At 67.6% G+C, this 26386-nt stretch carries 25 protein-coding genes; 12 read left to right on the top strand and 13 right to left on the bottom strand.

The window, feature by feature from the left end; translation table 11 throughout:
- Window positions 1–9 precede the first annotated feature (9 nt).
- The 3 genes from G6N09_RS15540 to G6N09_RS15530 all read right to left on the bottom strand — a co-directional run bounded on the left by G6N09_RS15540 (window position 10) and on the right by G6N09_RS15530 (window position 5035).
- Window positions 10–639: a DUF3060 domain-containing protein gene (locus G6N09_RS15540; RefSeq protein WP_083022341.1), complete on the bottom strand. Its 630-nt coding sequence runs from the start codon at window positions 637–639 to the stop codon at window positions 10–12.
- 77 nt (window positions 640–716) lie between these two features.
- Window positions 717–2456 (bottom strand): ABC transporter ATP-binding protein, encoded by a 1740-nt coding sequence (locus tag G6N09_RS15535; RefSeq protein ID WP_083022340.1) that lies wholly within the window; start codon window positions 2454–2456, stop codon window positions 717–719.
- Window positions 2453–5035: an ABC transporter ATP-binding protein/permease gene (locus G6N09_RS15530; RefSeq protein ID WP_083022339.1), complete on the bottom strand. Its 2583-nt coding sequence runs from the start codon at window positions 5033–5035 to the stop codon at window positions 2453–2455. Before G6N09_RS15530 ends, G6N09_RS15535 begins: the two co-directional genes overlap by 4 nt.
- Before the next feature lie 125 nt (window positions 5036–5160).
- On the opposite strand from G6N09_RS15530, the gene G6N09_RS15525 reads away from it, so the two are divergent.
- A complete protein-coding gene (locus G6N09_RS15525) occupies window positions 5161–5790 on the top strand; it encodes a GNAT family N-acetyltransferase (protein ID WP_083022338.1) in 630 nt (209 codons plus the stop codon).
- On the opposite strand, the gene mbtN is transcribed toward G6N09_RS15525, so the two are convergent.
- Genes mbtN through G6N09_RS15510 form a run of 3 tightly spaced genes read right to left on the bottom strand, consistent with a single transcriptional unit; the run spans window position 5751 to window position 8757 of the window.
- Window positions 5751–6926: a mycobactin biosynthesis acyl-ACP dehydrogenase MbtN gene (gene mbtN, locus G6N09_RS15520; RefSeq protein WP_083022337.1), complete on the bottom strand. Its 1176-nt coding sequence runs from the start codon at window positions 6924–6926 to the stop codon at window positions 5751–5753. The two genes, G6N09_RS15525 and mbtN, sit on opposite strands and share 40 nt — an antisense overlap.
- Window positions 6923–8500, bottom strand: a complete 1578-nt coding sequence (gene mbtM, locus G6N09_RS15515) for a long-chain-fatty acid--ACP ligase MbtM (RefSeq protein ID WP_083022336.1) — start codon at window positions 8498–8500, stop codon at window positions 6923–6925. Before mbtM ends, mbtN begins: the two co-directional genes overlap by 4 nt.
- A complete protein-coding gene (locus G6N09_RS15510; protein ID WP_083022335.1) occupies window positions 8497–8757 on the bottom strand; it encodes an acyl carrier protein in 261 nt (86 codons plus the stop codon). The genes mbtM and G6N09_RS15510 overlap by 4 nt, the downstream gene beginning before the upstream one ends.
- 183 nt (window positions 8758–8940) lie before the next feature.
- Here G6N09_RS15510 and G6N09_RS15505 point away from each other — a divergent pair, with 183 nt between their 5' ends.
- The 5 genes from G6N09_RS15505 to G6N09_RS15485 all read left to right on the top strand — a co-directional run bounded on the left by G6N09_RS15505 (window position 8941) and on the right by G6N09_RS15485 (window position 14117).
- Complete coding sequence (locus G6N09_RS15505; protein WP_234806860.1) at window positions 8941–9840, top strand: hypothetical protein; 900 nt, start codon at window positions 8941–8943, stop codon at window positions 9838–9840.
- A 105-nt stretch (window positions 9841–9945) separates the two neighbouring features.
- Complete coding sequence (locus tag G6N09_RS15500) at window positions 9946–10803, top strand: SDR family NAD(P)-dependent oxidoreductase (RefSeq protein WP_083022333.1); 858 nt, start codon at window positions 9946–9948, stop codon at window positions 10801–10803.
- Between the two features lie 11 nt (window positions 10804–10814).
- Window positions 10815–11735 (top strand): reductase, encoded by a 921-nt coding sequence (locus G6N09_RS15495; protein ID WP_083022332.1) that lies wholly within the window; start codon window positions 10815–10817, stop codon window positions 11733–11735.
- A gap of 1 nt (window position 11736) precedes the next feature.
- Entirely contained in the window at window positions 11737–13221 is a 1485-nt protein-coding gene (locus tag G6N09_RS15490; protein WP_083022331.1) for a flavin-containing monooxygenase, read from the top strand.
- The gene (locus G6N09_RS15485) at window positions 13218–14117 is read left to right on the top strand and encodes a MerR family transcriptional regulator (RefSeq protein WP_083022330.1); all 900 of its coding nucleotides are present in this window, start codon (window positions 13218–13220) and stop codon (window positions 14115–14117) included. Before G6N09_RS15490 ends, G6N09_RS15485 begins: the two co-directional genes overlap by 4 nt.
- 18 nt (window positions 14118–14135) lie before the next feature.
- Here G6N09_RS15485 and G6N09_RS15480 read toward each other — a convergent pair whose 3' ends face one another.
- Window positions 14136–14405, bottom strand: coding sequence for a metal-sensitive transcriptional regulator (locus tag G6N09_RS15480; RefSeq protein ID WP_083022329.1), 270 nt, complete (start codon window positions 14403–14405; stop codon window positions 14136–14138).
- 72 nt (window positions 14406–14477) lie between these two features.
- Window positions 14478–15824 carry a salicylate synthase gene (locus tag G6N09_RS15475; RefSeq protein WP_083022328.1) on the bottom strand — a complete coding sequence of 449 codons (1347 nt, stop codon included), beginning with the start codon at window positions 15822–15824 and terminating at the stop codon, window positions 14478–14480.
- A gap of 226 nt (window positions 15825–16050) precedes the next feature.
- Between G6N09_RS15475 and G6N09_RS15470 the strand changes: the two genes are divergently transcribed.
- The gene (locus G6N09_RS15470) at window positions 16051–16320 is read left to right on the top strand and encodes a hypothetical protein (RefSeq protein WP_407662618.1); all 270 of its coding nucleotides are present in this window, start codon (window positions 16051–16053) and stop codon (window positions 16318–16320) included.
- A 17-nt stretch (window positions 16321–16337) separates the two neighbouring features.
- Here the strand turns inward: G6N09_RS15470 and hemW are convergent, their stop codons facing one another.
- The 3 genes from hemW to G6N09_RS15455 are packed head-to-tail and all read right to left on the bottom strand — an operon-like array spanning window position 16338 to window position 18501.
- Window positions 16338–17519 carry a radical SAM family heme chaperone HemW gene (hemW, locus tag G6N09_RS15465; RefSeq protein WP_083022326.1) on the bottom strand — a complete coding sequence of 394 codons (1182 nt, stop codon included), beginning with the start codon at window positions 17517–17519 and terminating at the stop codon, window positions 16338–16340.
- A 50-nt stretch (window positions 17520–17569) separates the two neighbouring features.
- Window positions 17570–17965, bottom strand: a complete 396-nt coding sequence (locus G6N09_RS15460) for a transglycosylase family protein (RefSeq protein ID WP_083022325.1) — start codon at window positions 17963–17965, stop codon at window positions 17570–17572.
- Window positions 17962–18501 (bottom strand): Rv1363c family protein, encoded by a 540-nt coding sequence (locus G6N09_RS15455; protein ID WP_234806859.1) that lies wholly within the window; start codon window positions 18499–18501, stop codon window positions 17962–17964. Before G6N09_RS15455 ends, G6N09_RS15460 begins: the two co-directional genes overlap by 4 nt.
- Window positions 18502–18885: 384 nt before the next feature.
- Between G6N09_RS15455 and G6N09_RS15450 the strand changes: the two genes are divergently transcribed.
- The 5 genes from G6N09_RS15450 (at window position 18886) to G6N09_RS15430 (ending at window position 24545) form a co-directional block, all read left to right on the top strand.
- Window positions 18886–20565, top strand: a complete 1680-nt coding sequence (locus G6N09_RS15450) for a nitrite/sulfite reductase (protein ID WP_083022324.1) — start codon at window positions 18886–18888, stop codon at window positions 20563–20565.
- Window positions 20562–21281, top strand: coding sequence for a phosphoadenylyl-sulfate reductase (locus tag G6N09_RS15445; protein ID WP_083022323.1), 720 nt, complete (start codon window positions 20562–20564; stop codon window positions 21279–21281). Before G6N09_RS15450 ends, G6N09_RS15445 begins: the two co-directional genes overlap by 4 nt.
- Window positions 21260–22003, top strand: coding sequence for a sirohydrochlorin chelatase (locus tag G6N09_RS15440; protein ID WP_083022322.1), 744 nt, complete (start codon window positions 21260–21262; stop codon window positions 22001–22003). The genes G6N09_RS15445 and G6N09_RS15440 overlap by 22 nt, the downstream gene beginning before the upstream one ends.
- A 74-nt stretch (window positions 22004–22077) precedes the next feature.
- Window positions 22078–22911, top strand: a complete 834-nt coding sequence (locus G6N09_RS15435; protein WP_083022321.1) for an iron reductase — start codon at window positions 22078–22080, stop codon at window positions 22909–22911.
- Window positions 22908–24545, top strand: a complete 1638-nt coding sequence (locus G6N09_RS15430) for a diflavin oxidoreductase (RefSeq protein ID WP_083022320.1) — start codon at window positions 22908–22910, stop codon at window positions 24543–24545. Before G6N09_RS15435 ends, G6N09_RS15430 begins: the two co-directional genes overlap by 4 nt.
- Here G6N09_RS15430 and G6N09_RS15425 read toward each other — a convergent pair.
- On the bottom strand, window positions 24542–25573 hold the full coding sequence (locus G6N09_RS15425; protein WP_083022319.1) for a sulfate/molybdate ABC transporter ATP-binding protein: 1032 nt from the start codon (window positions 25571–25573) through the stop codon (window positions 24542–24544). The genes G6N09_RS15430 and G6N09_RS15425 overlap by 4 nt on opposite strands.
- Window positions 25570–26385, bottom strand: a complete 816-nt coding sequence (cysW, locus tag G6N09_RS15420; protein ID WP_046294231.1) for a sulfate ABC transporter permease subunit CysW — start codon at window positions 26383–26385, stop codon at window positions 25570–25572. Before cysW ends, G6N09_RS15425 begins: the two co-directional genes overlap by 4 nt.
- Between the last annotated feature and the right edge of the window lies 1 nt (window position 26386).

The raw sequence follows: 26386 nt of genomic DNA, 5'->3' as shown, positions 1-26386 counted from the left end.
CCGGACGGGCTAACCACGTTCGACGGCGTTGTCGAAACCGGAGGTACTCACCTGGGGATCCCCGGCGCGATACGTCACCCGGTTCTGCAGGCCGGACACCGTGATCGTGGGTGTCGACGTCACGGTGACGATGTTGCCGATACCCGACACGGTCAGGCCGGCACACTCGCCGACGAACTCCACCGTGTTGTTGACCCCGCTCACGGAGGCATAGCGACCGGCACAGGGCAGGGTTTTGTTCTCGCCGGCCCCGGTGACGGACAGGGTGACGCCGCTGCCGGAGTCCGGCACCTGCGGTGGCGCCGCGACGGGCGGAATCGGAACGGGCACAGCCGAAGGCGCAGGCTCGGGGGCGGGGTCGACCCGCAACGGTGTCGGAGCTGTACGACTGGCCGTCGGCAGCCCCGGCACGGAGCGACTGGAGCCGTGGGATACCAGGTAGATCGCGAACGCGCCCACTATCGCCACCACCGCGACCATCGCCCCCACGACCACGAGACCCAGGCCCACACCACGCCGCGCGGGTGCGTGGTCTTCGGTTCCGACCGACGGGGCTGTCAGTTCCACAGCCCGCTCAAAGCCCGACTGCTGACGTTCCAATGCCCGAATTCGGGCTTCGGGGTCCTCGTCGGTGCTCACGCTAGAAATGCTCCCACAGCGGACCCGGCGGCGACGGCCGTTACGACGAGCGCGAGCGGTTAATCGGCTCCGTCGCGCTAGCCGGCGTGGATCTGCCAACCGGCGGCATCGTTCTGCTGTCGCCAAAACTCGTCGAATCGCCCACCGGCGGAGCGCAGTTCGTCGATGGTGCCGTCTTCGATCACCCGGCCACCGTCGATGAACAGCACGCGGTCGGCTTGCGCGATGCTGGCCAGCCGATGCGCGACGATCACCCGGGTACGCGGACGCAGTTCGGCGCTCAACGCGGCGACGATAGCGGCCTCGTTCTCGGTGTCCAGGGCGCTGGTCGCCTCGTCGACCAGCAGCACCGGGGCGGGCTTGAGCAGGGCGCGAGCGATGCTGACCCGTTGACGCTCACCGCCGGACAACGCCGCGCCGGCTTCGCCGACCTTGGTGTTGGGGCCGTCGGGCAGCCTGGCGACCAGCTCGTCGACTCGGGCCAAGTGGGTGGCCCGCCCGAGCGTCTCCTTATCGGCGTCAGGATCTCCGACCAGGATGTTGTCGCGGATCGTGCCGTCGAGCAGGTACGGATGCTGGAACACCACGCTGCTGACCGCCCGCCGCGATGACGCGTCCAGCTCGGCAGCATCGGCCCCGTCGAGCAGTACTCGGCCGGCGGTCGGTTCGTGCAGCCCGGCGATGAGCGACAAGATGGTGCTCTTGCCGGATCCGGAGGGCCCGACGATGGCGGTGGTGGTGCCGGGCTCCAGCGCGAAGCTAACCCGGTCGAGCACCGGCGGACCGGCGGGGTCGTAGCCGAAGGTGACGTCGTCGAACTCGATGCGCGGTGCACCGGCGCCCTCGGGTAGCCGGCCGGAACCGACCGTCACCGTCGGTGCGGTGAGGACAGCACGGATCCGTTCGAGGGAGGCCCGGGTGGACTCCAGGGCAGGCGCCAGCTCGCTGATGACGGTGAACGGTTCCAGGTACCGCGCCGCCACCACGATCAAGGCGACCGCCTCGGGAACGCTCAGGGTGCCGGTGACGGTCAGCGCGGTGGTGGTTCCGGCAAGCAGGATCAGTGCGCCCTGGCTGGCCAGACTGAACAGCAGCTGGCCGGGAATCTGCATGAGCAGCAACCGCATCGCCGCGCCGTGCTGGGCGGCCAGGGCTGCTCCGACCGTGCTGCGTTCGGGTTCCACCCGCCGCGCCGCGCGCAACGCCTGCTGCGTCCGGGCGAACTCGATGATGCGTTCGGTCAGGGCGGTGTTGGCCTCACCGGCCGCGGTGTCGGCGCGCGCACTGAGCCGGTTGGACGCCCACAGCGCACCCAGCAGCAGCGGCACTCCACCCAGCGCGGCCAGCCCCAGCTGCCAGGACACCCCCAACAGCGCCACCGCGATAGCCGGCGGCAGCAGAATCGCGCCGATCACCGGGGTCAACAGGTTGACCACCAGGCTGACCAGTTCGGGGCCGGTCGCGGCGATCGCCTGCCGCGCGTCGGCGGTGTTGGCGGCGCTGAACCAGCCCAGCCGGACACCGGGCAGCCGGTCGGCCACGTCATGCTGTGTGTGGTCGAGGACCGCGAATCCCAGGTCGAATCCGATTCGGGCGCAGACGAAGTCCACCACCCCACCCGCCAGCGTCGCCACAGTCAGCCAACCCAACCAGGCCAGCGCCGCACTCGGGGTGTCGGAGAACAGTGCGCTCACCAACGGAACCAGCAGCACCGTCCCGGCGGCCCGCACCGCCACGGACAGAAACGTCAGCACGGCGTAGACGTACATCCGGCCGCGACGGTCCGGGGGGATCAGCCGGATCAGGGTGCGGATCATCGGTGGGCCTCCGCGCCGACGGTGGCCGCGCTACGGCCGGTCTCCCACAATTGGAGGTAGCGGCCGCCGGCGGCCAACAGCTGCTCGTGGCTGCCCTGTTCGACGATGCCGCCGTCGTCGAGAACGACGATCTGGTCGGCACCGGTGATGGTGTGCAGGCGGTGGGCGATCACCAGCACGGTCCGATGCCGGGTCAACCTGTTCAACGCCTGCTGCACCAGATACTCCGATTCGGGGTCGGCGAATGCAGTGGCCTCATCCAAGATCAGGACTGGCGTATCGGCCAGGATGGCCCGAGCGATGGTGAGTCGCTGCCGTTCCCCGCCGGACAGCGCGGCAGCGGCACCGAGCACAGTGTCGTAACCCTGGGGCAGCCGCAGTATCCGGTCATGGATTTGCGCTTCGCGGGCGGCGGCCCACACCTGTTCGTCGGTGGCATCCGGGACGGCCAACGCGATGTTGTCGCGCACGCTGCCGTGCACCAGTTGGGTTTCCTGCAGGACGAAGCCCACCTGCCGGTAGAGCTCGTCGGCGGTCATCGACCGGATGTCTTGTTCGCCAACCGATATCGAACCGGAATCCACATCGTGGAATCGGGCGAGCAAGGCGGCCAGGGTCGACTTGCCCGACCCCGACGGACCGACCAGTGCGGTCACGGTGCCCGGCCGCAGCGACAACGACACCTCACGGATCACCGGCACTCCGGGGCGGTAGCCGAAGGTGACCGCGTCGAAGGTCACTGTCCCGGCCGCCTCGGCGGTCGCGGACTCGTGCTGCTCGACTGCCAGTTCGGTCTCGTCCAGGGCGATCTGCAGCCGTCGAGCCGCCAGCATGCCCCCGCGAATACCGCCGACCCCCAGACCGATGCCCAGCAGGCGGGCACCGAACGTGGTGCCCAACAACAGGAACGGCAGCAGGTTCACCGGATCCATCCGGCCGGTGACGATCAGCGGGGTGCCGGTCAGCACGATCAGCCACAGGAACGTCGACGGGCGGGTCACCAGGTCCATCAGTGTCTTCTTGCCGACAAACGGCCGCTGCCAGGTGACGAGGAAGTCGATGTACTCGTCGAGGCGTCGGCGGAAGGTGGAGGCCGCGGCCCCGCCGAACACCCGGATCACCGGCTGGCCCTCCAAATAGGTGCCGGCCTCGCCATTCATCCGTTCGGCCCAGCGCTGCGCCTGGCTGATCTTGGGGCCCGACTGGGTCATCATCACCGACATCAGCACCATGTAGACCAACACCGGCACGAACAGCACCAGCGCCACTCGCCAGTCCACGACGAACAGGTAGACCAGGACCGCCACCGGTGCCACGACGGCGGCCACCGCGTCGGGGATCGCGTGGGTCACCAGGTAGTGCAACGACAGGGAGTCGTCGGCGACCAGCTGCTTGATCGAGCCGGACCCCCGCGCGGTGAACCAGCCCAGCGGCAGGCGCGAGAGCTTGCTGAGCAGCCGGGCACGCAGCTCGCTGGCGAAACGGGCGTCGACAACGTGGAGCCACAGTGTCAGGCCCGCACCCAGCAGCGTGCCCAGGCCGAGCAGCGACAGCGCGGCGATCCCGACGGTCCACAGCGCTGACTCGTCGGCGCCGGCGACCAACCGCCGCGCCAGCTCCACCAGAAGCACGAAGGGCGCCAACTGCAGCAGCGTGATCAGTGCCTGCAGAACACCGGAGAGGATCAGCGGCACCCGCAGCGGGCCCAGCAGCCGGCCCGCAGCCTGCGCGCGCCACTGCGCCTTCGGCGCGTTGACGCTGCGCTCACCAGAGGCCTCCCGCGAACTTGTCTCTGGTGGCGGCGGAGTCGTCGCGATGTCCGCGGCGTCGCGTTCGGTGCCCATGGCGCGTCCGGCGGTCCAGTAGGCCTGCGCATGCACCTCGGACTTGGGAAAGCCGAACTCGTCGCGCAGCCGCGACCGCAGGGCCTTGAGTGTCCCGGCCTCCGGGGTGGCCCAGGCATACCAGTTCGACCAGTCCCTGACCTCGATCGCAGCGGCCAACGAACCTGCGTCGCGCCGGTGCACCCAGTGCACCCGCAGCCGAGGGTGCGCCGTGATCGGGATCAGCAGGTCGTTGTCGTCGTGCTGTTCCAGGTAGAGCTCGATCGGGACGTCGTGGGCGATGGTGCCGATGATCCCGTTGATTCCCGGAATCGACGCCGAGTCGCCCATCAGCAGGTATCCGGCGGGTTGGGCATCGGCGTCGGGGGCTTCGAAGCGCGACGAGCCCATCAGGGATATCGCTGCGATGGTGGCTCCCGCTTCCACGGTGCGAGCCCAGCGGGTGGCGGGCCCAGCCGGTTCGTGCAGCACCATGTCGACCGCGAAGCGTCCGGTCTGCGCGTCCCCCTCGGCGATGGTGTACGCGCGTTGGAACTCCGTACTGGATCCGTCCGGGTCGGGGAACCAGAACCTCAGCCAGGCACTCGGTTCGACGGCGGCATCGGTGAACAGGGTGGGCGAGTGCATCCACACCCGCACGCAGTGCGGGGTGATCCAGCTGGTCTCGAGAACCGTGACGGTGTGGTCGCGGGCACCGAAGCCCCGCAGAATCGCACCCTGCAAGCCGCGCGCCATCACGGTCCTTTCGCCAACGGTGGCCCACCCGCGGAGCCGGGCGCGGCGCCCGCCGCCACATCGAACCTAGGTTACCCTAGCCTCACTTTTCCGGAGGAAGGCTCGGGGTAGGCTGACCGTTCGTTATGACTGACGCCGCCAACATTGTGCCCCGTGAGCGCACGGACATCCCCGATGAGGTTCGCCGCGTTCCCGCACCCCCGATCCCGGTTCTGGCCGCCCCCTACTCGATCCGGGTAGCCGACCCGGATGCCGACGCGGAGATGGTCTCCGAGTGGATGAACCGGCCACATCTGGCCGAAACCTGGGAGTCCGCCTGGCCGCCGGAACGCTGGCACGCCTACCTGAGCGCTCTGGTCACCGGCAGCTTCACCCGACCTTTGATCGTCAGCCGGCACGAGCAGGACAGCGGCTACATCGAATTGTACCGAGCGTCAAAGGATTCCATCGGCAAGTACTACGACGCACACCCGTATGACCTGGGTATGCACGGGGCCGTCGCGGACCTCGCGGCGGTCAATCGGGGGTTCGCGGCCATCTTGTTGCCGCGCGTGATGAAAAGCGTGTTCGACCTTGAACCGCAGTGCCGGCGAATGATGTTCGAGCCCGAGTACCGCAACACGGCGATGCGACGGTTGGCCGAGTATGTGGGTGGCACCTTCCTCGGTGAGCACGACATGGGCTACCGCCGCATGGCGCTCTACGGGGTACTGCGCTACCCCGAGGACGATCCGCTCTCGAACAACTCGGCGTAGCCGTCGTAGTCGGGACGCATGCCGGCCGCGACCAATTCCCACAGCACTTCGTCAGTGCCCCCGCCGATACGCGCCAGTTTCATGTCCCGCCACCAGCGCCCGATCGGCGTCTCATCGACCAGATAGCCCGAGCCGCCGAAGATGTGCATGCATTCGGAGAACACCTCTTCACCGAGCCGGGCCGCGCTGACCTTCATGGCCGCCGCGGCACGCAGATCGAGCCGCCCGTCGGCGGCAATGCCGTTGAGCGCGTGACGCAGCATGTCCACCCGCGCCTGCAGATCAGCCACCCGCATCCGCAATGCCTGATGTTCGAACAGGGTGGCACCGAATTGCCGGCGGCGCATCATCCGGGCGTGGGTGAGGCCCAGCACCAGCTGGCATGACGCCGCGACCTGCCCGGCGATCGACATGCGCTCATGCGCCAATCCCCAAGAGATGGCGGCCAGCCCGGTTCCCGGGCGAGCGATCAGGGCATCGGCGGGCACCCAGGTGTCGATATCGACCGCCGCGGTGTCCAGCGGTCCGGCCCCGACCTTGCGATAGGGCTCATTGACGTGCACCTGGGACATCGGTACCGCGATCACCAAGACGTTGCCGTGCCGACTGTTCTCGTCGTGGTCCACACCGCGCGCCACCACGATGATGTGGTCGGCGATCGGTGACAGGGACACGAACTTCTTACGCCCGCGCACATGGAAACCGTCACGCACGGAACGCACTTCGGTTTCGACGATCTGCAGGTCGGAACCGCCGGACTCCTCTGAGGCGCCAATGCACAGCACCGCCTGGCCCGCGATCGCCCGCTCGCAGATGCTCTGCAGATGCTCCGATCGGCCGAACCGGCGCAGGACCGCGATGGCGGAGTCGTGCAGACTCACCCCGACCCCGATGCCGGCCGACCGCAGGTGGCCCAGTTTGGCGGCCAGGGCTACCAGCTTGGCAACGTCGGGGTGCTGGCCGTTGCTCCACTTGTGCGCAAATACCCCGGTACGTCCCAAGTGCTCGATCAGCGCGCGCGGAAAGCGCTCGGTCGCTTCGGCTTCGGCCGTCCAGTCAACCACCTGCTGGTCGAAGACCTGGTCCAGTAAGGCGCGGTAGCTGTCGATATCGGACCCGGTGGTCGCGTCGGTCACTTCATCGCCTCCAGGTTGCGTTTGACGTCGAGGCGCCGCAGCTTGCCCGACGACGTCCGGGGCAGCGAGCCGGGCGCCAGGAACACCACCTCCGCGGGTACCACCCCGCACTGTGATGCCACCCGGGAGATCAGGTCGGCACGCGCTCCGGCTTCGTCGCGGCCGCGGAACTCCGCGGCGATCACCAGTCCCGGGCGGATGCCGTCGGTGCCGACTGCCACCACCGCGCCCTCACGGACCCCCCGCACCTCGGCCGCGATCCGCTCGATCTCCGTCGGGAACACATTGCGTCCGGCGATCGAGATGATCTCCTTTGCGCGGCCGCAGACCACCAAGCCTGCGTCGGTGAAGTAGCCGAGGTCCCCGGTGGGAAACCAGTCATCCGGGGCCAGCGCGTCCTGGCCGAGATAGCCCGACATCATCGAGGTCCCGCGGATCTCGACCTCGCCGACCTCCCGTTGCGGCAGCTCCTCGTGCTCGTCGGCCACCGGCCGGATCCGGACCTGCATCCCGGGGATCGGCTCGCCGAGCACCGCGTGCCGGCGGGTGCTCGCGGCGTCCGGGTGGAGCACCTCGTCGTAGTGCAGACCGGCGCCGGGGCGCGGCGCGGTCACGGCGCAGGTGGCCTCGGCCAAGCCGTAGGACGGCATCAGGGCACCGGGGTTCAGACCGAACTTGGCCAGTTCGGTGACGAATCGCTGTAGCCCCTCGCAGTCGACGGGTTCGCCGCCGTTGATGGCGACCCGCAGCCGGCCCAAGTCCACTTCGGGGACGCGCCGGGCGTACTTGCCGATCACGCTGTAGGCGAAGTTCGGTGCGGCGGTCATTGTGGCGCGGCTGTCATGCAGCCACGACAGCCACCGAAACGGCGAGGCGGCAAACGCTGCGGTGGGCGCCAACCACTGTTCCGAGCCGGTCAGCGCCGCGCTGAGCAGAAAGGTCAGCCCCATGTCGTGATAGAGCGGCAGCCAGCTGCAGCCCACGTCGGCCGCGGGGTCGACATCGACGTGCCTGCTCAGCCCCGAGACATTGGCCAGCACGGCGGCCGGGGACAGCTGGGCGGTACGCGGAGTGCCGGTGGACCCGGCAGTGCCCTGCAAAACCGCGGGCACATCCACGGCCGCGGCGACCGGTGTGACCGAACGCCCCGCGCCGGCGGCCTCGGCGACGTCGGCCACCGCCAGTGGGTGGCCGGTTTCGGCCGTCTGCAGCAGATCCAACACCGGACCATGGCTGAGCACCGTTCGGACACCGACACCGTGAAACCGGTCCAGTGTCGCCTGCGCCCATTGCCCCGGGTCCGCGCCACGGACCGGCCCGGGCAGGATCGACACGCTGCGGCCGGCCAGCCAGGTCCCCTGGATCGCGGCGATCAGGTCGGCGGTCGGTTCGCCGACCAGCCCGACGGCCCCGTCATCGTGGCCGTCGAGGATGCGGGCTGCGATGCTCTCGGCGCGCGAGTGGACCTGCTGCCACGGGTGGCGCTGCCATGCGCCGGCGTCGGTGTCGTAGACCACCAGGTCATGCGTCGACCCGGTCATAGCTCGGGTCAGGGCCTCGGCGAGCACGCTCACGCGTCGGCGGGGGCTTTCGCCCGGATGGCGGCCTCGAGGTCCCCGACCGTGTCGCAGGTCAGCAGGTCTTCCTCGGACAGCGCCACGCCGAGCCGGTCCTCGATGGCCACCATGCCGATCGCGAACGCCACCGAATCCAGGCCGACATCGTCGACTAGTCGCGACTCCGGTGTCACCCGGTTGAGGTCGACATTCAAGTCGTCACGCAGGATCTCGCGCAGAGCGACGTTGATGGCATCGGGAACGGAAGCGCTCATGAAGTGCGACGGTACACCAAACCCGTAAGTAAGGTTAGCGTGCCCTTCCTTGTGACCCTTAACACTACTGTTAGGTAAGGCTTGCCTGGCGCGAAGGTGGGTGCCTAAGGTGAACCCGCGTTCTACATAACAGGAACCTCATAAAAATTGAGGTCGCGATAAGGAGATGCAATGCAGCTCGCCATGGCCACAGGATCAAACGATCCCGGCTCTGTTTCCACCACCCGGACCACCGGGCTCCTCGCCGCCGGGATCGCCCTGGCCGGCGCCGGACTGATCGCCGTCCCGACCGCCCCGATGGCAATCTCGGCCAGCCACCAGGCCGCCGTCGAGCTCACCGCCACCACGTCGGAGAACCTCGACGCGCTCGCCGAGCTGCTGTCGGGCCCGAACCCGATCTTCTCCGCCCTCGGCGAGCTGTCCGGCTACTACGGACAGGCCACCAGCGACAGCCTGCAGGGGTCGTGGGACGGCATCGAGGGCATGTGGTCGGGCATCGGGCCGATCAAGGGCCTGGAGAACACCCTCCCGGACATCATCGAGTTCCTCAAGCAGGGTGACGTCACCCACGCCTGGAACCTGATCAACTGGGACATGGTGTTCGGTGCCCAGTACATCTTCCAGCCGCTGTTCAACCACCCGGTCGCCGGCGAAGAGGTCCTCGGAGCTTTCGGCATCGGCACCGACATGAGCCAGGTCTGGACCAACGTCATGGACATCTTCGACGACTTCAGCTTCTGGAAGAGCGCCGCCAAGTCCGTGTGGGAGCCCTTCCTCGGCTTCCAGTTCGCACTGGCGGAGAACTTCAGCTTCAACTCGGACCACGAGGCACAGGACCCGTTCGACGCGCTGCTCAACGGCTACATCGTCTGGGATGAGGACGGCGGCGTTCCGCGGGCGCCGTGGACCGGCCTGCTCACTGCGAACGGCACCTTTGCCTACCTGTTCGACAAGCTGCCGGAGATGATCGGCAACGCGTTGACCTCGACCATCCCGGTTCCCGACGTGGACGTCGACCCGGGTGACGCCGCCGCGAGCGCCAGCCTGCTGGACTTCGGCTGGCTCGACAGCCTGTTCAACTAGCAGCACCACCGGTGTCGCGCGGGCTGGAGGTCACTCCAGCCCGCGCGCACCAGGCCGTAAACATTGCCATTGACTAATGACACCATTGGCTGTTGACTCGGTCACATGATCTTTGGCCGCTCGCCGCAACGCAGCCACAACGCGTCGGCCGTCGTCACCGGCGCCGGAAGCGGAATCGGCGCCGCATTCGCCCTCGAATTGGCCCACCGCGGCAGCGCCGTGGTCTGCAGCGACATCGACGATGACGCCGCGAGGCGCACCGTCGAGGCCATCACCGCCGCGGGCGGCCACGCGACCGCCGTGCACTGTGACGTCTCGGCGATCGACGAGGTGCACGCGCTGGCCCACGCCGCGCAGTCCTGGTTCGGCCACCCGCCCACCCTGGTGATCAACAACGCCGGTGTCGGCGCGGGCGGACAACCCATCGGAACCATGCCCCTTGAGGACTGGTCCTGGACGCTCGGCATCAATCTGTGGGGACCGATCCACGGCTGCCATGTCTTCACTCCGCTGCTGCGCGAATCCGCCGGACATCAGCCGCGCGGCATCATCAACGTCGCCTCCGCCGCATCGTTCGGCGCCGCACCGGATATGGCGGCCTACAACGTCAGCAAGGCCGGCGTGCTGTCACTGTCGGAGACCTTGGCGGCCGAACTGTCGGGGACCGGCATCGGCGTCACCGTGCTGTGCCCGACCTTCGTCAAGACCAACATCGTCGAATCCGGCCGGATCGCCACCCACTCCAGCGAGGCCGCGAAAGCGTTGATGCGCTGGACCGGACTGTCCGCACAACGGGTCGCCCGCGACTGCCTGGACACCCACGACCGCGGCGGTCTCTACTGCATGCCCCAGCTGGACGCCAAGATCGGATGGAACATCAAGCGTTTCGCTCCGGAGACGTTCACCCGAACCATCGGGCTGGCATTCCGTGCCAGCGCGGCATTGCCAGGCAGGTCCGACTAAAGGAGATCACGATGGCTCTCGATATGGACGTGATGCTCACCAAGATCAAGGATCGGCAATGGGCGCTGGCCGACATCGACTGGGACGCACCGGGAGCCGAGTTGATCCGCCCCGAGATGAAACCCCGGCTCAAGAAGTTCATGGCCGACCTGTGCTGGATCGAGAACATCGGCGCCCGCGGCTTCGCGGCCATGGCGCGCAAGGCGCCCACCGCGACACTGGCCGAGATCTACCGCTACTTCCATGCCGAGGAACAACGCCACGCCAACGCCGAGCTGGCACTGATGAAGCGCTGGGGCATGCTCGACGACGGCGAGATGCCCGAGCCCAACGTCAACATCCGGCTGGCCATGCAATGGCTCGACGACTACTCCGACGACTTGCCCCTGTCCGTTCTGGGCACCGTGATCCCGATGCTGGAGGTCGCACTCGACGGCGCGCTGCTCAAGTTCCTGCTGGACGAGGTCGACGACCCGGTCTGCCACCAAGTTTTCGAGAAGATCAACAACGACGAATCCCGGCACATCGCTGTGGATTTCGAGGTGCTCGAGATGATCGGCCACGCCGATGCGCGCCGGCTGGCCATCGAATTCGTCGGCACCGTCGCCTCCCCCTCCCTGATCGTCGGAGCACTCATCTCGATCCCCCTGCTCAACCGCGTCCGCAATGAGGTGATCGGTATGGGGTTGGATCCCCAGCGCCTCTACGCGGCCCTGATGCGCTTCACCCAGTTCGGTGAACGCGGCGAACACACCCGGCGGGTACCGGCCTATCAGATCGTCAAACGCTATTCAGGCTGGATGGCCAATCCCGACAGCCCCTACCACCTGCTGGCCAACCCCGCGGTGTGGCTGTCCAGCTTCTATCCCAAGCGATTGCTCAAACCCATCCCCAGCTGGTTCAAGGAGCTCACCCACGAACCGGCGGCCTGACATGGCGAGGGCGCACGTTTATCAGACCCTGATCGTGGGCGCCGGTTTCACCGGGATCGGCGTGGCGATCAAGCTGGCCGAGGCCGGCCTAGCGGGCAGTACTGACAACGGCGACGACGAGATCGTCATCCTGGAGCGCAGCGACCGGGTCGGCGGCACCTGGCGCGACACCCGCTATCCCGGCGCGGCGTGCGACATACCTTCGCTGCTGTACTCGTTCTCCTTTGTGGCCAACCCCGGCTGGTCGCGGGCCTACCCGTCGGCGGGCGAGATCTGCGCCCACATCGAGGACATGGTCGACCGGTTCGACCTGCGCCGTCACATCCGATTCGGCACCGAGGTCACAGCTCTGGCGTTCGACGAGGGCACCGGCGTGTGGACGGTGTCGGCCGGGCGCAAGAAGTTTCGGGCTCGCACGGTGGTGATGGCGGGCGGGCCGCTGCCCGACTCCAGCTTCCCAGCCATCCGCGGCCTAGCCAGCTATGGCGGTCACAAGATCCACAGCGCCCGCTGGGACGACGACTACGACTTCACCGACAAGAAGGTCGCGGTCATCGGAACCGGCGCCAGCGCAGTGCAGATCATCCCGGAGTTGGTCGAGCGGGCCGGATTCGTCAAGGTCTTTCAGCGCACGCCCGGATGGGTGATCCCGCGCCTGGACGTGACCCTGCCGGCAGGCGTCCAGGAGTTGTTCGCCAAGGTCCCCGCCGCCCAGCAGCTAGCCCGCCAGGCCCTGTTCTGGGGACATGAGGCCAGCGCCACCGCGTTGGTGTGGAACACCCCGCTCAGTGGGCTGGTGGCGCAACTGGGCAAAGCGCACCTGCGTGCGGCGGTCAAGGACCCGTGGCTGCGCCGCCAGCTCACCCCGGACTTCACCCCGGGCTGCAAACGCATGCTGATCTCCAGTGACTACTACCCCGCACTGCAGCGCGACAACTGCAAGCTGATCTCCTGGCCGATCGCCACGATCAGTCCCCACGGCATCCGCACCAGCGACGGCGTAGAACACCAGCTGGACGCCATCGTCTTCGCGACCGGCTACGACGTGCACCTGACCGGCCCGCCTTTTCCCGTCACCGGGCTGGGCGGCAGGTCATTGGCCGCGGACTGGCGCGGCGGCGGTCAGGCGTTCAAAAGCATTCAGGCCCATGGCTATCCGAATCTGTTCTTCATGACCGGCCCGAACTCCGGTCCCGGGCACAATTCCCTGCTGGTCTATGTCGAGGGGCAGATCGATTATGTGGTGCGCGCCGTGGGCGCCATCCGCGGCGGCGGCCTGCGCTATCTGGATGTGCGCGACGAGGTGCAACGCCGTCACAACGAGCAGATCCAGCGGCGACTGGGCAAAACGACCTGGATGTCGGGGTGCCGCAACTGGTATCTGACCGAGGACGGTTTCAACGCCTCGATGTACCCGGGGTTCGCAACGCAGTATCTTCGGCAGATGCGCAGTTTCCGACTCTCCGATTACCACGCGGTGGCATGAGCACACCCGATCGGCCCGCCAAGCCGGACTCCATCGCCGGTGTGCTGGCGAACCTGCGACGGCTCCCCCGCCGGGTGCGGCGCGAGTCCCGCGAGGTGGTCGAGGCCGCGGTCACCCAGCTCTTTGAGATCGTCGTGCGCCACCCGGGGGGCACCACCGCCTCCCGGGAATACCGCATCGACGATCTGGCCAGGCTGGGCGGCACCACGGCCCGCAACGTCCGGGTGTACCGGGACCGAGACCTGCTGCCCCCGCCTCGGCGGGTCGGGCGGATTGCGCTGTACAACGACACGCACCTGACCCGGCTGCGACTGATCACCTCGATGCTTGACCGCGGCTACACCATCGCCCACGTCAAAGAGATGATCGGCGCCTGGGAGCAGGGCAAGGATCTCGGCGACATCCTGGGTCTGGAAAGCGCGATCGCCGGAACCTGGACCACCGAGCGACCCGAGACGGTGGCACGGGCGGAGGCCGAGCGACGCATCGGCGACGCCCCGGCGATGCAGAGATTGGTGCAGCTCGGCGTGATCCGCCTCAACGGCGCCGACGGCTCGCTGGCCACCATCACCCGGCCCAAGCTCATCGATGCCTTCAACGAAGTCCGCGGCTACGGCATCGGGATCGACAAGCTCATCGACCTCTACGAGCAGACCCTGCCGCATATCGACGCGATCAGCCAGATGCTGGTGCGAGCCGGCGCCGAACACGTGCTGACCCGCCTGCAACCCGGGGCACCACTGCCGCCCGACACCGAGATCGCCGAGCTGATCGGGATGCTGGTGCGATTCCGCACGCAGGCCGTCGCCTCAGTCACCGCCACCCTGGCCGGGTCCATCGAGTCGACCATCGAGTCCATGGTCAGCGGCTTGCTCGCCGAGTCACTGCTGCACTGACACGAGCCGAGGGCTGGCTCAGGCCAAGGCCAGGAACAGCTTCTCGAGCTCGTCCTCGGAGAGTGGGGCCTTTCCTCCGGCAGCTTCGCCGGCCAGGCATTCCCGCAGGCCACTGGCGACGATCTTGAAACCCGCCCGGTCCAGCGCCCGCGAGACCGCGGCCAGCTGAGTGACCACGTCTTTGCAGTCGCGGCCGGCCTCGATCATCGCGATCACCCCGGCGAGCTGGCCGTGGGCGCGTCGCAGCCGGTTCAACACCGACTTGACACTCTCTTCGTCATCAAGCACGTGAGGTCCTCTCCCCGAGCCGTTCTCTATACCCTACAGGGTATCGTGTCCCGCGGCCGGGGCCCACGGGGTTCAGCGCTGGGCGATCAGGTACGGCGCCAGGGTCGCCAGTTTCTCGCAGGTCTCCTCGAACTCCCGCTCCGGACGCGACTCCTCGATCACACCGGCTCCCGCTCGCAGCCAACAACGGCCATCGCGCTCGTAGGCGGCCCGCAGCGTCAACGCGGCATCCAGCCCGCCCTCCGCAGAGAACATCAGCACCGCACCGGAGTACAGCCCCCGTGGACAGTCGTCGAGCCGCAGAATGGCGTCTATCCCCGCCGCCTTGGGAATCCCCGACGCGGTGACGGCCGGGAACAGGGCCTCGAGAGCATCCATCCGATCCCGCGCGGGATCCAAACGCCCGCGCACCGTCGAACCCAGATGCTGAACACTGCCGCGCTCGCGCACCGTCATGAAGTCGGCGACGACAGCGCTTCCGGGCTCGGCGATCTCGGTGATCTCTTCCACCGACGTCCGCACCGAGATCGCATGCTCCACGATCTCTTTGGCGTCGGATTCCAGTTCGGCCCGCACCGCTGCGTCGATCGCGGGATCCCCACTGCGCGCACGTGTCCCCGCCAGCGGCTCGGTGACCACCGTGCCGTCGCCACGGACCTCGGCCACCAGTTCGGGACTGTAGCCCAGCGCCCGAATCCCGCCGAGCCGCAGGAGAAACGATCGCGCCGGGGTGTTGTGTCGCCGGCCCAGCCGGTAGGTCGACGGAAAATCCAGTGCGAACGGCACGTCCACGCAACGCGACAGGATCACCTTGCGGTAGCCCCCGGCACGGATCTCCTCGATAGCGGTCGCGACTCGATCGCGGTATCCCGCGGCGTCCTCGTCGACCACGATCGGAGACGGTTCGGCCAGGACGGAGACACCGTCGGTCAGCAGCTGCTCGAGTACCGCCACGGCGCGATCGTCGTGACCGAACAGCTCGACCTGCCCCGCGGTGACGACGATGCGGGTCTGTGGCCAAAACACGCGAGCCAAGGCGGTTCCCGGCGCCAACCGCTCCTGAAGGCCGAATCGATAGGTGCCGAATTCGAAAGCCACCCAGCCGAACACCTCGGCGGTTTCCAGCAGCAACCGGTCCACCGCCTCACCCAGCACTGCGGCCGGCCGGCCCCGCCATTGTTCGCGACGCACCACTCCATCACGGACCGTGCGCAGTTCGTCGCTGTCCAGTTCCACGGCGGCGCGCACACCGGCCGCCAGCGTCCAACTTCCGCCACGTTCGTAGAGCAGATACTCCTGCCCGTCACGGTCGGGCAGTTCCGCAGCCAACGCGGCGGCGAGTTCGGCCGGCTCGACACCCGGCGGCAGCGGCACCGTCAGCGAAGATTCGGAGAATGTTTCGACACCGAGCTCGGACACGATTAGTAAATGTAGCCTAACCTACCCGGTGATGGGCGTCTCGCCCCCTGCGCCCGGCCACCGGACCGCGGCTTCAGGCAGGCGGTGACGCCGGCCACCGCCGAGATGTGAAGTAATGCCTTACCGGCGTTCACGATCCGGTATCGGTCCTCACACAACGGTTGGCAAGGACGCGGTCCGCGCGGACTATGGAGTCATGCTAAGTATTCGCAAGATCGTGGGATCGATGTTTGTGGCAACAGCCGCCGCGGCGATCGCGCTCGCCCCGACTGGCGTGATGCTGATGACCGGGTCAGGGGGTGCCAGTCACACTGTGCTCGCTGAACCGCATGGCTCCGGCGGACCCGACGGAAACGGCGGCGGAAGCGGTTGCGGCCACGACGTCGACTGGCAGGGATGTGGCGGTTTCATTCCCGGCCAGGGCGGCTTCGGCCATGGCTGCTTCAACGGCATCTGCGGCAGCTGGGACAGCAACCGCGGGTGGTTCAGCGGCTGATCACAGGGCGGCGCCCGCTAGCCCAGCAGCGAACGCACCACCGCGTCGGCCAGCAGCCGACCCCGGTCGGTCAGCACCAACCGCTGACCGTCGGTATCCAGCAGGCCGTCGCTGACCGCGGTGGCGGCGCGCTCGCGCTCGCCGGCATCCAACACCGACAGCGCCAGCCCGTCGCGCATCCGCAGCGCCAGCATCACCTCTTCGGTGTGCCGGTCGGCGGCCGAGAGCTGCTCGAAGCCCGCAACCGGCAATGCGCGCTGATCCAGCAGCTGCGCATAGGTGTTGGGATGCTTGACGTTCCACCAGCGCAACGCCCCGTCAAAGCTGTGCGCGCCCGGACCCGCACCCCACCACTGGCCACCACCCCAGTAGCCCAGGTTGTGCCGGCAGGCCGCGCCGGGACGGCTCCAGTTGGACACCTCGTACCAGTCCATCCCCGCGCCCCGCAGCCGGGCGTCGACCAGCTCGTAGCGATGCGCCGCCACATCGGGCTCGGGAGCGGGCAGCTCGCCGCTCCGCACCCGGCGGGCCAGGGCGGTGCCGTCCTCGACTATCAGGCTGTATGCCGACACGTGATCCGCGCCCGCCTCCAAGGCGGCGTCCACCGAGCGCAGCAGATCATCGTCGGTCTCACCAGGGGTGCCGTAAATCAAGTCGATGTTGAGATGCTCAAAGCCCGCGGCGCGCACCTCCCGTGCGGCGGCCACCGGCCGGCCCGGTGAGTGAATGCGGTCCAGAGTTCCCAGCACGAACGGCGACACGGACTGCATGCCCAGCGACACCCGGGTGTATCCGGCGGCACGGATCGCCTCGAAGAACTCCGGCGACGTCGACTCCGGGTTGGCCTCGGTGGTCACCTCGGCACCATCGGCCAATCCGAAGTGCTCGCGGACATGGCTCAGGACGCGCGCCAGGCGCTGCCCACCCAACAGAGACGGCGTACCGCCCCCGACGAACACGGTGTCGGCGCGCCGACCGCCCAGGCGTGCCGCAGCCAACTCCAGCTCGGTGGCAAGCGCCGCCACCCAGGCATCCGGGTTCGCGCCGCCCAGCTCCGCCGGCGTGTATGTGTTGAAGTCGCAGTAGCCGCACCGGGTAAAGCAGAACGGCACGTGCACATACACCCCGAAGGGGCCGTCCTGGCCGCGCCGGGCCTGCGCCACCTCGGGCAGCGCTACGGCAGTCGGGGTCGGTGTCATAGGGCCTGATCATCCCACGGCCCCCCACACCCCGCCGCGCGTCGGGCGCCTCAGTCCGAGGCCGCGCCGGTCCGCTGAGCGGCCTGCTCCAGGGCAGCCACATAGTGCGTCAGAGAACCCACCGGCGCGGTCCCGGCGGCACCGCCCCCCGACACACATCCCGGCCACGCCCCGGGGCCCCGGTTCGCCATGATGCGTTTGGCGACGGCGATCTGCTGCTGCGCCGTCGCCTGGGAGGGCAGACCGATCCCGCCGTTGGCTTCCCAGTCCGTGGCGCTGATCCCCAATCCGCCATAGCCGCCGTCGCCGGTATCGGCCGACCAGTTCGCCCCGGACTCGCAGACCGCGATCGCCTCCCAGTCGATGGGTTCGGCGTGGGCCGCACCGGCCCACTCGGCCGCGCCCACCAGCAGGGCCCCGGTCGCCAGCACTGTGAACTTCCTCATACGAGTTCCACCTTGCTGGCCAGCCAGTGGCCGTCGACCCTGTCCATCGTCATCCGGATCCGGCTGTGGTCGATCACAGGTTCGGGGTTGTCGGAGTTGCGCACCGCCTGGTCCACCAACAACACCACCACCGCATGGTTGCGGTCGGCGGACTTCAGCACCGCCTCGGCGATGCTTCCCCGGGCCATGACCTTGTTGTCGATCAGCTCCTGACGGAGCCGCACCCCGGCGCGGGTGTGCCGCGCCGCGAGTTCACCGGTGGACCCTTCGGCGATATCGGCGAAGCTGCGATCGATGTTGTCGGCATCGATATCGCTGAGCCGCAACATATACGTCTCGGCGGCCTCCAGAGCCTGTGCGCCGGCGAGGTGGGTCTGGTAGTGCTGCACGGCCAGCCATCCCCCACAGCACGCGGTGGCAGCCAACGTAGCGACGGCCAGCCCGCGCCGCAGCCGAGCCAGGCCGCTCGTTCGCGGTGGCGGGTCTGCCACCGGCACCGGATCCCACGCCGGTTCCCATCCGAAGTCGACACTCACCCGTCCCACCCGCCTTCCGATCGACTGTCGGTCTACGGCGGGGCACACCGCCCCCGAGCCGTTCCCCCGGCCCGACCTCGTCGATGTCGTGCCCGAGAATGAGTTTTGCTCACGCTGATCACAACTTTGCGCCGGTAAGGAAGATTTTCGGCATCCATGGCATAATCGCCACTGTGACCGCCGCCTACTGCACCGCATCCGGGGTTGCCTTGGTGGCTCGGCGGCATATCGATCTCAAGCGTGTATGCAGCTGTCGCTGTCTGTCTTGATGTCGTAGAACCGCCCACCTGAACTTTCCAGCTGGCCGCCGGATCTGCGCCGCCGGAGACAGTTGCCGGTGGATCGCGTTCCATCACGCCAGCTCCTTGTTTCGAAGGAGAATCGATGACCGCCACTCCGACTGCCCCGCCGAGCAGGCCCAAGCGCAGCGAGGCCCAGTGGGCGCTCGGCGAGACCGAACCGGTCAACCCCAACGAGCAGTTCAAGCAGGAAGACCCGGCGCTGAACGTGCAGGCCCGGATCCTCGATGTGTACTCCAAGCAGGGCTTCGACTCCATTACCAAGGACGACCTGCGCGGGCGTTTCCGCTGGATGGGCCTCTACACCCAGCGCGAGCAGGGGTATGACGGCACCTTCACCGGCGACGAGAACGCCGACTTGCTCGAGGCGAAGTACTTCATGATGCGGGTGCGCTGCGACGGCAAGGCACTGTCGGCCGCCGCGATGCGAACGCTGGGTCAGATCTCCGTCGACTTCGCCCGCAACACCGCCGACATCTCCGACCGCCAGAACGTGCAGTACCACTGGATCGAGATCGAGAAGGTACCCGAGATCTGGGACCGGCTGGCCGCCGTGGGCCTGCAGACCATCGAAGCCTGCGGCGACTGCCCGCGCGCCATGCTGGGTTCCCCGGTGGCCGGTGAATCGCTCGACGAGGTGCTCGATCCCACGTCTGCGCTCGACGAAATCATTCGGCGCTACATCGGCAACCCCGAGTTCGCCAACCTCCCCCGCAAGTTCAAGACCGCCGTCTCCGGCCTGCAGGATGTCGCCCACGAGGTGAACGACATCTCCTTCATCGGGGTCAATCACCCCGAACACGGCCCCGGCCTGGACTTGTGGGTCGGCGGCGGCCTGTCGACCAACCCGATGCTGGCACAGCGGCTCGGCGCCTGGGTGCCGCTGGCCGAGGTACCGGATGTCTGGGAAGCCGTCACCAGCTTGTACCGCGACTACGGCTACCGCCGCCTGCGTTCCAAGGCCCGGCTGAAGTTCCTGGTGAAGGACTGGGGGCCCGAAAAATTCAGGGAAGTTCTCGAAACCGAATACCTCAAGCGGCCGCTGATCGATGGACCGGCACCGGAGAAGCCCACCGCCCCGATCGACCACGTCGGTGTCCAGCGCACCCGCAACGGCCTCAACGCGGTGGGAGTTGCCCCGATTTCCGGACGGGTCAGTGGCCAGACCCTGGTCAAGGTCGCCGAGCTGATGGAACAGGCCGGCACGGACCGGGCGCGGTTCACCACGCACCAGAAGTTGATCATCCTCGACGTGTCCGACGAGAAGCTCGACGGCCTGCTGGCCGGACTGGACGCGCTGGGCCTGCCGGCAAACCCGTCGCAGTGGCGCCGCAACCTGATGGCCTGCACGGGGCTGGAGTTCTGCAAGCTGTCGTTCGTCGAGACCCGCGTACGAGCACAAAGCCTGGTTCCGGAACTGGAGAGCCGCCTGGCCGATCTCAATGAGCTGCTGGACGTGCCGGTCACGGTGAACATCAACGGTTGCCCGAACTCGTGCGCCCGGATTCAGGTGGCCGACATCGGGTTCAAGGGCCAGATGATCGACGACGGCGAGGGCAACTCTGTTCCCGGTTTCCAGGTGCACCTCGGCGGCAGCCTGGGCGCCGACAGCGGATTCGGGCGCAAACTGCGCCAGCACAAGGTCTACAACGATGAACTCGGCGACTACATCGACCGGGTGATCCGCAACTTCATCGCACAGCGCAGCGCCGGTGAACGTTTCGCACAGTGGGCGGTGCGTGCCGAAGAAGACGATCTTCGATGAGGGCGCACACCGAGGCGGAGTTGCGCGAACTGGCTGCCAAGGGGGCGGCTGAACTCGACGGCGCCAGTGCCACCGAGCTGCTCGAGTGGACGGCCGCACAGTTCGGCGGTGACTCATCGACGGCCTGCAACTTCGTGGTGGCCTCCAACATGGCCGATGCGGTGTTGGTGGATGTGGCGTCGAAGGTCCGCGCCGGGGTTCCCGTGCTGTTCCTCGACACCGGCTACCACTTCGCCGAGACCGTCGGCACCCGCGACGCCGTCGAAGCCATGTACGACATCCAGTTGGTCAATGTCACCCCGGAGCAGACCGTGGCCGAGCAGGACGCCACCCACGGCAAAGACCTGTTCAATTCCAACCCGGCTTTGTGCTGCCGGCTGCGCAAAGTCGAGCCGCTGGCGCGCACCCTGGGTGGTTACTCGGCGTGGGTGACCGGGTTGCGTCGCGTGGAGGCTCCGACGCGCGCCAACGCACCGCTGATCAGCTTCGACGAGCAGTTCGGGCTGGTGAAGGTCAACCCCTTGGCGGCATGGACCGACGAGGAGATGGACGCTTACATCATCGCCAACAACGTCCTGGTGAACCCGCTGATCGATGAGGGCTACCCGTCGATCGGCTGCGCGCCCTGCACGGTCAAGCCCGCGACCGGCTCGGATCCGCGCAGCGGACGCTGGGCCGGGCTGGCCAAGACCGAATGCGGACTGCACGCCTCGTGACCAGCACGCTGGTGCTGACCGCACACGGCAGCCGGGATCCACGGTCAGCCGCCAATACCCGGGCGATCGCCGGGCACCTGCGCCGGGTAGCGCCCGAATATGACGTGCGCGTGGCGTTCTGCGAGAACAGCGCCCCCAATCTGCAGGACGTGTTGGGTTCGGTCCCCGACGGTCGCGACGGCGACACGGTGGTCGTCCCGCTGCTGCTGGCCAGCGCGTACCACGCCCGCATCGATATTCCAGCGATGATCGCGCAGGCTGGAGTCGGTGTGCGAGTGGCTCCGACCCTGGGGGTGGACAGCCGCCTGGTCCACGTTCTCGGTGAGCGACTGACCCGAGCGGGGGCCTCCCGGTTCGATCCGGAGTTGGGTGTGGTGGTGGTCGCGGTGGGCTCCTCGCACGCAGCCGCCAATGCGCAGACCGCTACGATCGCCGCGCCGCTCGCTCGCGGAACGCGTTGGGCGGGCGTGGAAGTCGCCTTCGCTACCCAAGATCTCCAGCCTTCGGTTCCCGAAGCCGTCGAACGCCTCCGGGCGCGGGGAGCCACCAAGCTGATGATCGCCCCGTGGTTCCTGGCCCACGGCAGAATCACCGATCGGGTCGCCGCCTACGCCGACCACGCCGGTATCCCGATGGCTGAGCCACTGGGTGCCCACCGTCTGGTGGCCGCGACCGCGTTGGACCGCGCCGAAAGCGCTCTGGCGGCACCGGCCGCCGCCTGACGGGTCACCGCCCGCCCACGCCTGCTGTCGCGTGAAACCCGTCACAGCACTCCTCACCAGCCGCCGCTCTTAGTATGGTTAGCCTAACCTACGTTAGGAGCTTGGTGGTGTCGACGGGCGACGATCCCCTGATCGCGAGAATGGTCATTCGGCGGCGTGCGGCGCTGCACGAATCTTGTACCAGGCTTCAACAACTTCACCCGCATTGCCCCCGTACCTACGGTGTGGCGGTACTGGCGGACGTCAACAAACGCCGCTGGTTCCCGTTGGACTCGGTCTTCACCCTTGATCGTCTGCGGGTCCGCTTCTACGAGACCGCCGCGAAGACGGACCCCCGAGCGGCAGCAAACGTCCTGGCGGCAAGCCTCATCCACGAAGTCCTGGGACGCCTCCTTCCGCTGGTTCTGCTCGAGGGACGCGCGTGGGACACCGGCCTGGAGAACCTCTGGGTGCACTTCGACGCGGAAAACGACATCGACTGGGTGGCCGTGGTGGACCCGACGCTGCGTGCCCTTCCCGATGACCCGTGGATTCACGCCAAGGACGGACTCGACCGCGCCGAGACCATGGTCGTGTTGCCCAACGAGTCGGCCCTGACGACCTGGGCGGCCCACCGCTGCCACCGGACCTTGGCGCCGTTGTTCGTCTGGCTTCATGAGGCGTGCGAGGGCGCGATGTCGGTCACGGCGATGTGGCAGCTCCTGGGGTCAACCGTCGTGGTCGCGGCAGCCCAGCTACCGCGACGCACCGACAACGCCGAGGCCACCAACTGCCGGCGAAGTCAAGCGATCCTCGATGCAATGGTCGGCTTCGGACTGCCGGTACGTGGAGCTGCAATGCCGCCATTTCGCCCCAGGACCACTCGACGGCCGGTCGCCGCGTCGAGCCGCGCCGGGGCTAAGCCGTGAGCGCCCGCCCGGAATTCTCGATGATCGTCGGCTACGGCAGCGACATGGGCAACGCCGAGGATGCCGCGATGTCGTTCGCCGAGGCGTTCGCCGAAGCCACCGGTCGTGACGCCGAAGCAGTCGAACTCAACCAGGTCGACATCGACGACCTGCACTCGGCCACACACCTCATTGTCGTCACCTCCACCTGGGGCGACGGCGAATTTCCGGACAACGCCGCATTGTTCTGGGAGGCCTTGATCGCAGACACCACCGAGCGACTCGAGCACCTCGGTTTCGCCGTGCTCGCCCTCGGTGACACCGGCTACGAGTTGTTCTGCAACGCCGGCCGCCTTCTCGACGAACGTCTCGAGCAGCTGGGGGCCATCCGGCTGGCCGACCGCCTCGACATCGACGGCTCCTACGCCAAGCCGGCTGCGGCGTGGACGAGCGACGTCGTCAAGCAGCTGGCAGCCGAGCACACCACCGCCTCGGCGGGCGTTGCCCGGGCGAACCACCAGGTGGGCTCCCCCGGTCCGGCCGTGCCGCCGGTCGCGGATCGCGACCATCCCATCGAGGTTCGTGTGAGGGTCAATCGCATGCTCACCGCCCCCGGAACCGACAAGGAGGTCCGCCACTACGAGCTGGACCTCACCGGAACCGGAATCACCTACACCGCAGGCGATTCCCTGGCCGTGCACCCGAGCAACGATCCCGCCCTGGTCGACGCGCTCTTGGCGGAGTTCGGCGTCGGCCCCGGACACACCGTGGCGGGTCATGACGCACCGCTCGGCGAGCTGCTCACCCATGAGCTCGAGATCCGAACACCCTCACGGGCACTGCGGGAACTGACCGCGACCCGCACCGCAGATTCACGCGCCGCGGTCGCCCTCGGCGGGGCTGTCCCCGCGGCACGCGACTCGTGGCTCTATGGCCGCGATGTGCTCGATCTGATCCGGCTGGGGGCGCTGAACGTCGACGAGGTGATCGACACCTTGCGCCCCCTGCAACCTCGCGACTACTCGATCGCATCGAGCCCGGTGGTGAGCCCCGATCACGTGCACCTGACCGTGGCGACGGTGCGGTACGCCCTCGCTGACCGCCGCTATGGCGGTGTGGCCACCACGTTCCTGGCCGATCGCGCCGAGACCATGCGGGTTCACCTGCGCCCCAACCATTCCTTCCGGCTGCCGGCCCCCGACGTGCCCATCATCATGGTGGGGCCGGGCACCGGAGTGGCGCCATTCCGCGCGTTCCTGCAGGAGCGCCGTGCCGTCGGTGCGACGGGACGTTCGTGGCTGTTCTTCGGAAATCGACACCGGGCCCGCGACTACCTCTACCAGGAGGAGTTCGAAGAACATCACAGCTCAGGGACACTGTCCCGGCTCGACCTGGCGTTCTCCCGCGACGGTGCCACTGACGCACCGAATCGCTATGTCCAACAACGTATGCGGGAGAACTCAGCCGAACTCTTCGATTGGCTCGAAGACGGCGCGCACCTCTACGTCTGCGGAGATGCCGAGCGCATGGCCAAGGATGTCGACGCAACCCTGCATGCCATCGTGGCCGACGCCGGAAACATGAGCAGCGCCGACGCGCACGCCTACGTCAACCAGCTGGTCAGAAGTCACCGCTATCTGCGGGACGTCTACTAGCTCGCCCCGACCGACGCTTTCAGCGGCGGCTCGTCGCTGAGTGGGGGCACCCGAGTGGCCCGGACATAGACGGTGTCCCCCTCGGCCAGCGCGAGCGCCTCGGCGTCGCCACGGGTGATCTGCGCCGTGAACGGAACTCCGGTGGCGGCGTTGGTCAGCTCCACCCGCACCTCGAAACCAAGGGTCACCACCCGGTCGACGACCGCGCGCACCACCGCCGAGGCGCCCGCACCGTCGGCAACGGCCACCGCCATGTCGGGGGTGCGGCCCACCCGGATGTCGTGCGGGCGGACCAGGGCCCCATTCAGCGCCGATACCGCGCCCAAGAACGACATGACGAAGGCGTTCGCGGGGGCGTCGTAGACCTCGGTCGGGGTGCCGAGTTGCTCGATGCGCCCCTGATTCAACACCGCGATCCGGTCCGCGACGTCCAAGGCCTCGGCCTGGTCATGGGTGACCAGAACCGTGGTGACATGTACCTCGTCATGCAGGCGACGCAACCAGGCCCGCAGATCCTCGCGGACCTTGGCGTCGAGCGCCCCGAACGGCTCGTCGAGCAGCAGCACCTGCGGGTCTACTGCCAGCGCCCGCGCCAGCGCCATTCGCTGGCGCTGACCGCCGGACAGCTGGTTGGGGTAACGGTTCTGAAAACCACTGAGCCCCACAACCTCCAGCAGGTTGTCGACCTTCTCCTTGACTTCAGCCTTGGGTCGCTTGCGGATCTTGAGCCCGAACGCGACGTTGTCACGCACCGTCATGTGCTTGAACGCCGCATAGTGCTGGAAGACGAAGCCGATGCCGCGCCGCTGCGGAGGGATGCCGGTGACGTCGACGCCATTGATGGTGACCGTGCCGCTGTCCGGGTGATCCAGGCCGGCAATGGCGCGCAACAGAGTGGACTTACCCGAGCCGCTGGGGCCGAGCAACGCCGTAAGCGAGCCGGACGGAACCGCGAAGTCGACGTTGTCCAGTGCGACGAAGTCGCCGTAGCGCTTATTCGCCCCGCGCACCGTAATTGCGTTGCTCATTTATCTCCCTTTCCGGCCCGCCGCACGTCGAGCACCACCTGAACGATCAACACCAACACCGACACCGTCATCAGCAGTGTGGACAGGGCGTAGGCGCCGTACTCGGCGCCGCGGTTGTAACGGTCGGACACCAACAGTGTCAGCGTCTGCGACTTTCCGGGCAGGTTCGACGACACGATCAGCACCGCGCCGTACTCCCCCAGGGTGCGCGCCACCGTCAGCACGATCCCGTAGGTCAGCCCCCAACGTATCGACGGCAGCGTGATCCGCCAGAACGTCTGCCACCAACTCGAACCCAGGGTGGCAGAAGCCTCTTCCATATCGGTGCCCAGCTCGTGCAGCACCGGTTCGACCTCCCGGATCACGAACGGCAGCGTCACGAAGATGCTGGCCAGCACGATGCCGGGCAGGCCGAAGATGATCTTGAATCCCCAGTCGTTCTCGACGAAGCCCAGCAGCCCCGCCGATCCCCACAACACGACAAGCGCCACACCGACGATCACCGGCGACACCGCGAAGGGCAGGTCGATGATCGCCTGAAGCACGCCCTTTCCCCGGAATTTGTTGCGTGCCAGAACCAATGCTGTCGGAATACCGAAGATGACGTTCAACGGCACCACGATCGCCACCACCAGCAGTGACAACTGCAGCGCAGAGATGGCCGCCGGAGTGGAGATGTAGTCGTAGAACTGTCCGAGACCAGGCGCAAAACTGCGCCACAGGATCAACGACACCGGAACAACCAGCAGTAGGCCGATGTAGGCCACCGCGAGGAAGCGCAACAGGTAGCGGACTTTCCGCGTCGACGTCATA

Origin of the sequence: Mycolicibacter minnesotensis (assembly GCF_010731755.1) — a bacterium.
In the GTDB taxonomy this organism is placed as follows: Bacteria; Actinomycetota; Actinomycetes; order Mycobacteriales; family Mycobacteriaceae; genus Mycobacterium; species Mycobacterium minnesotense.
Note: the sequence above shows the minus strand (reverse complement) of the source record. Positions and strands in the feature narration are given on the sequence as shown.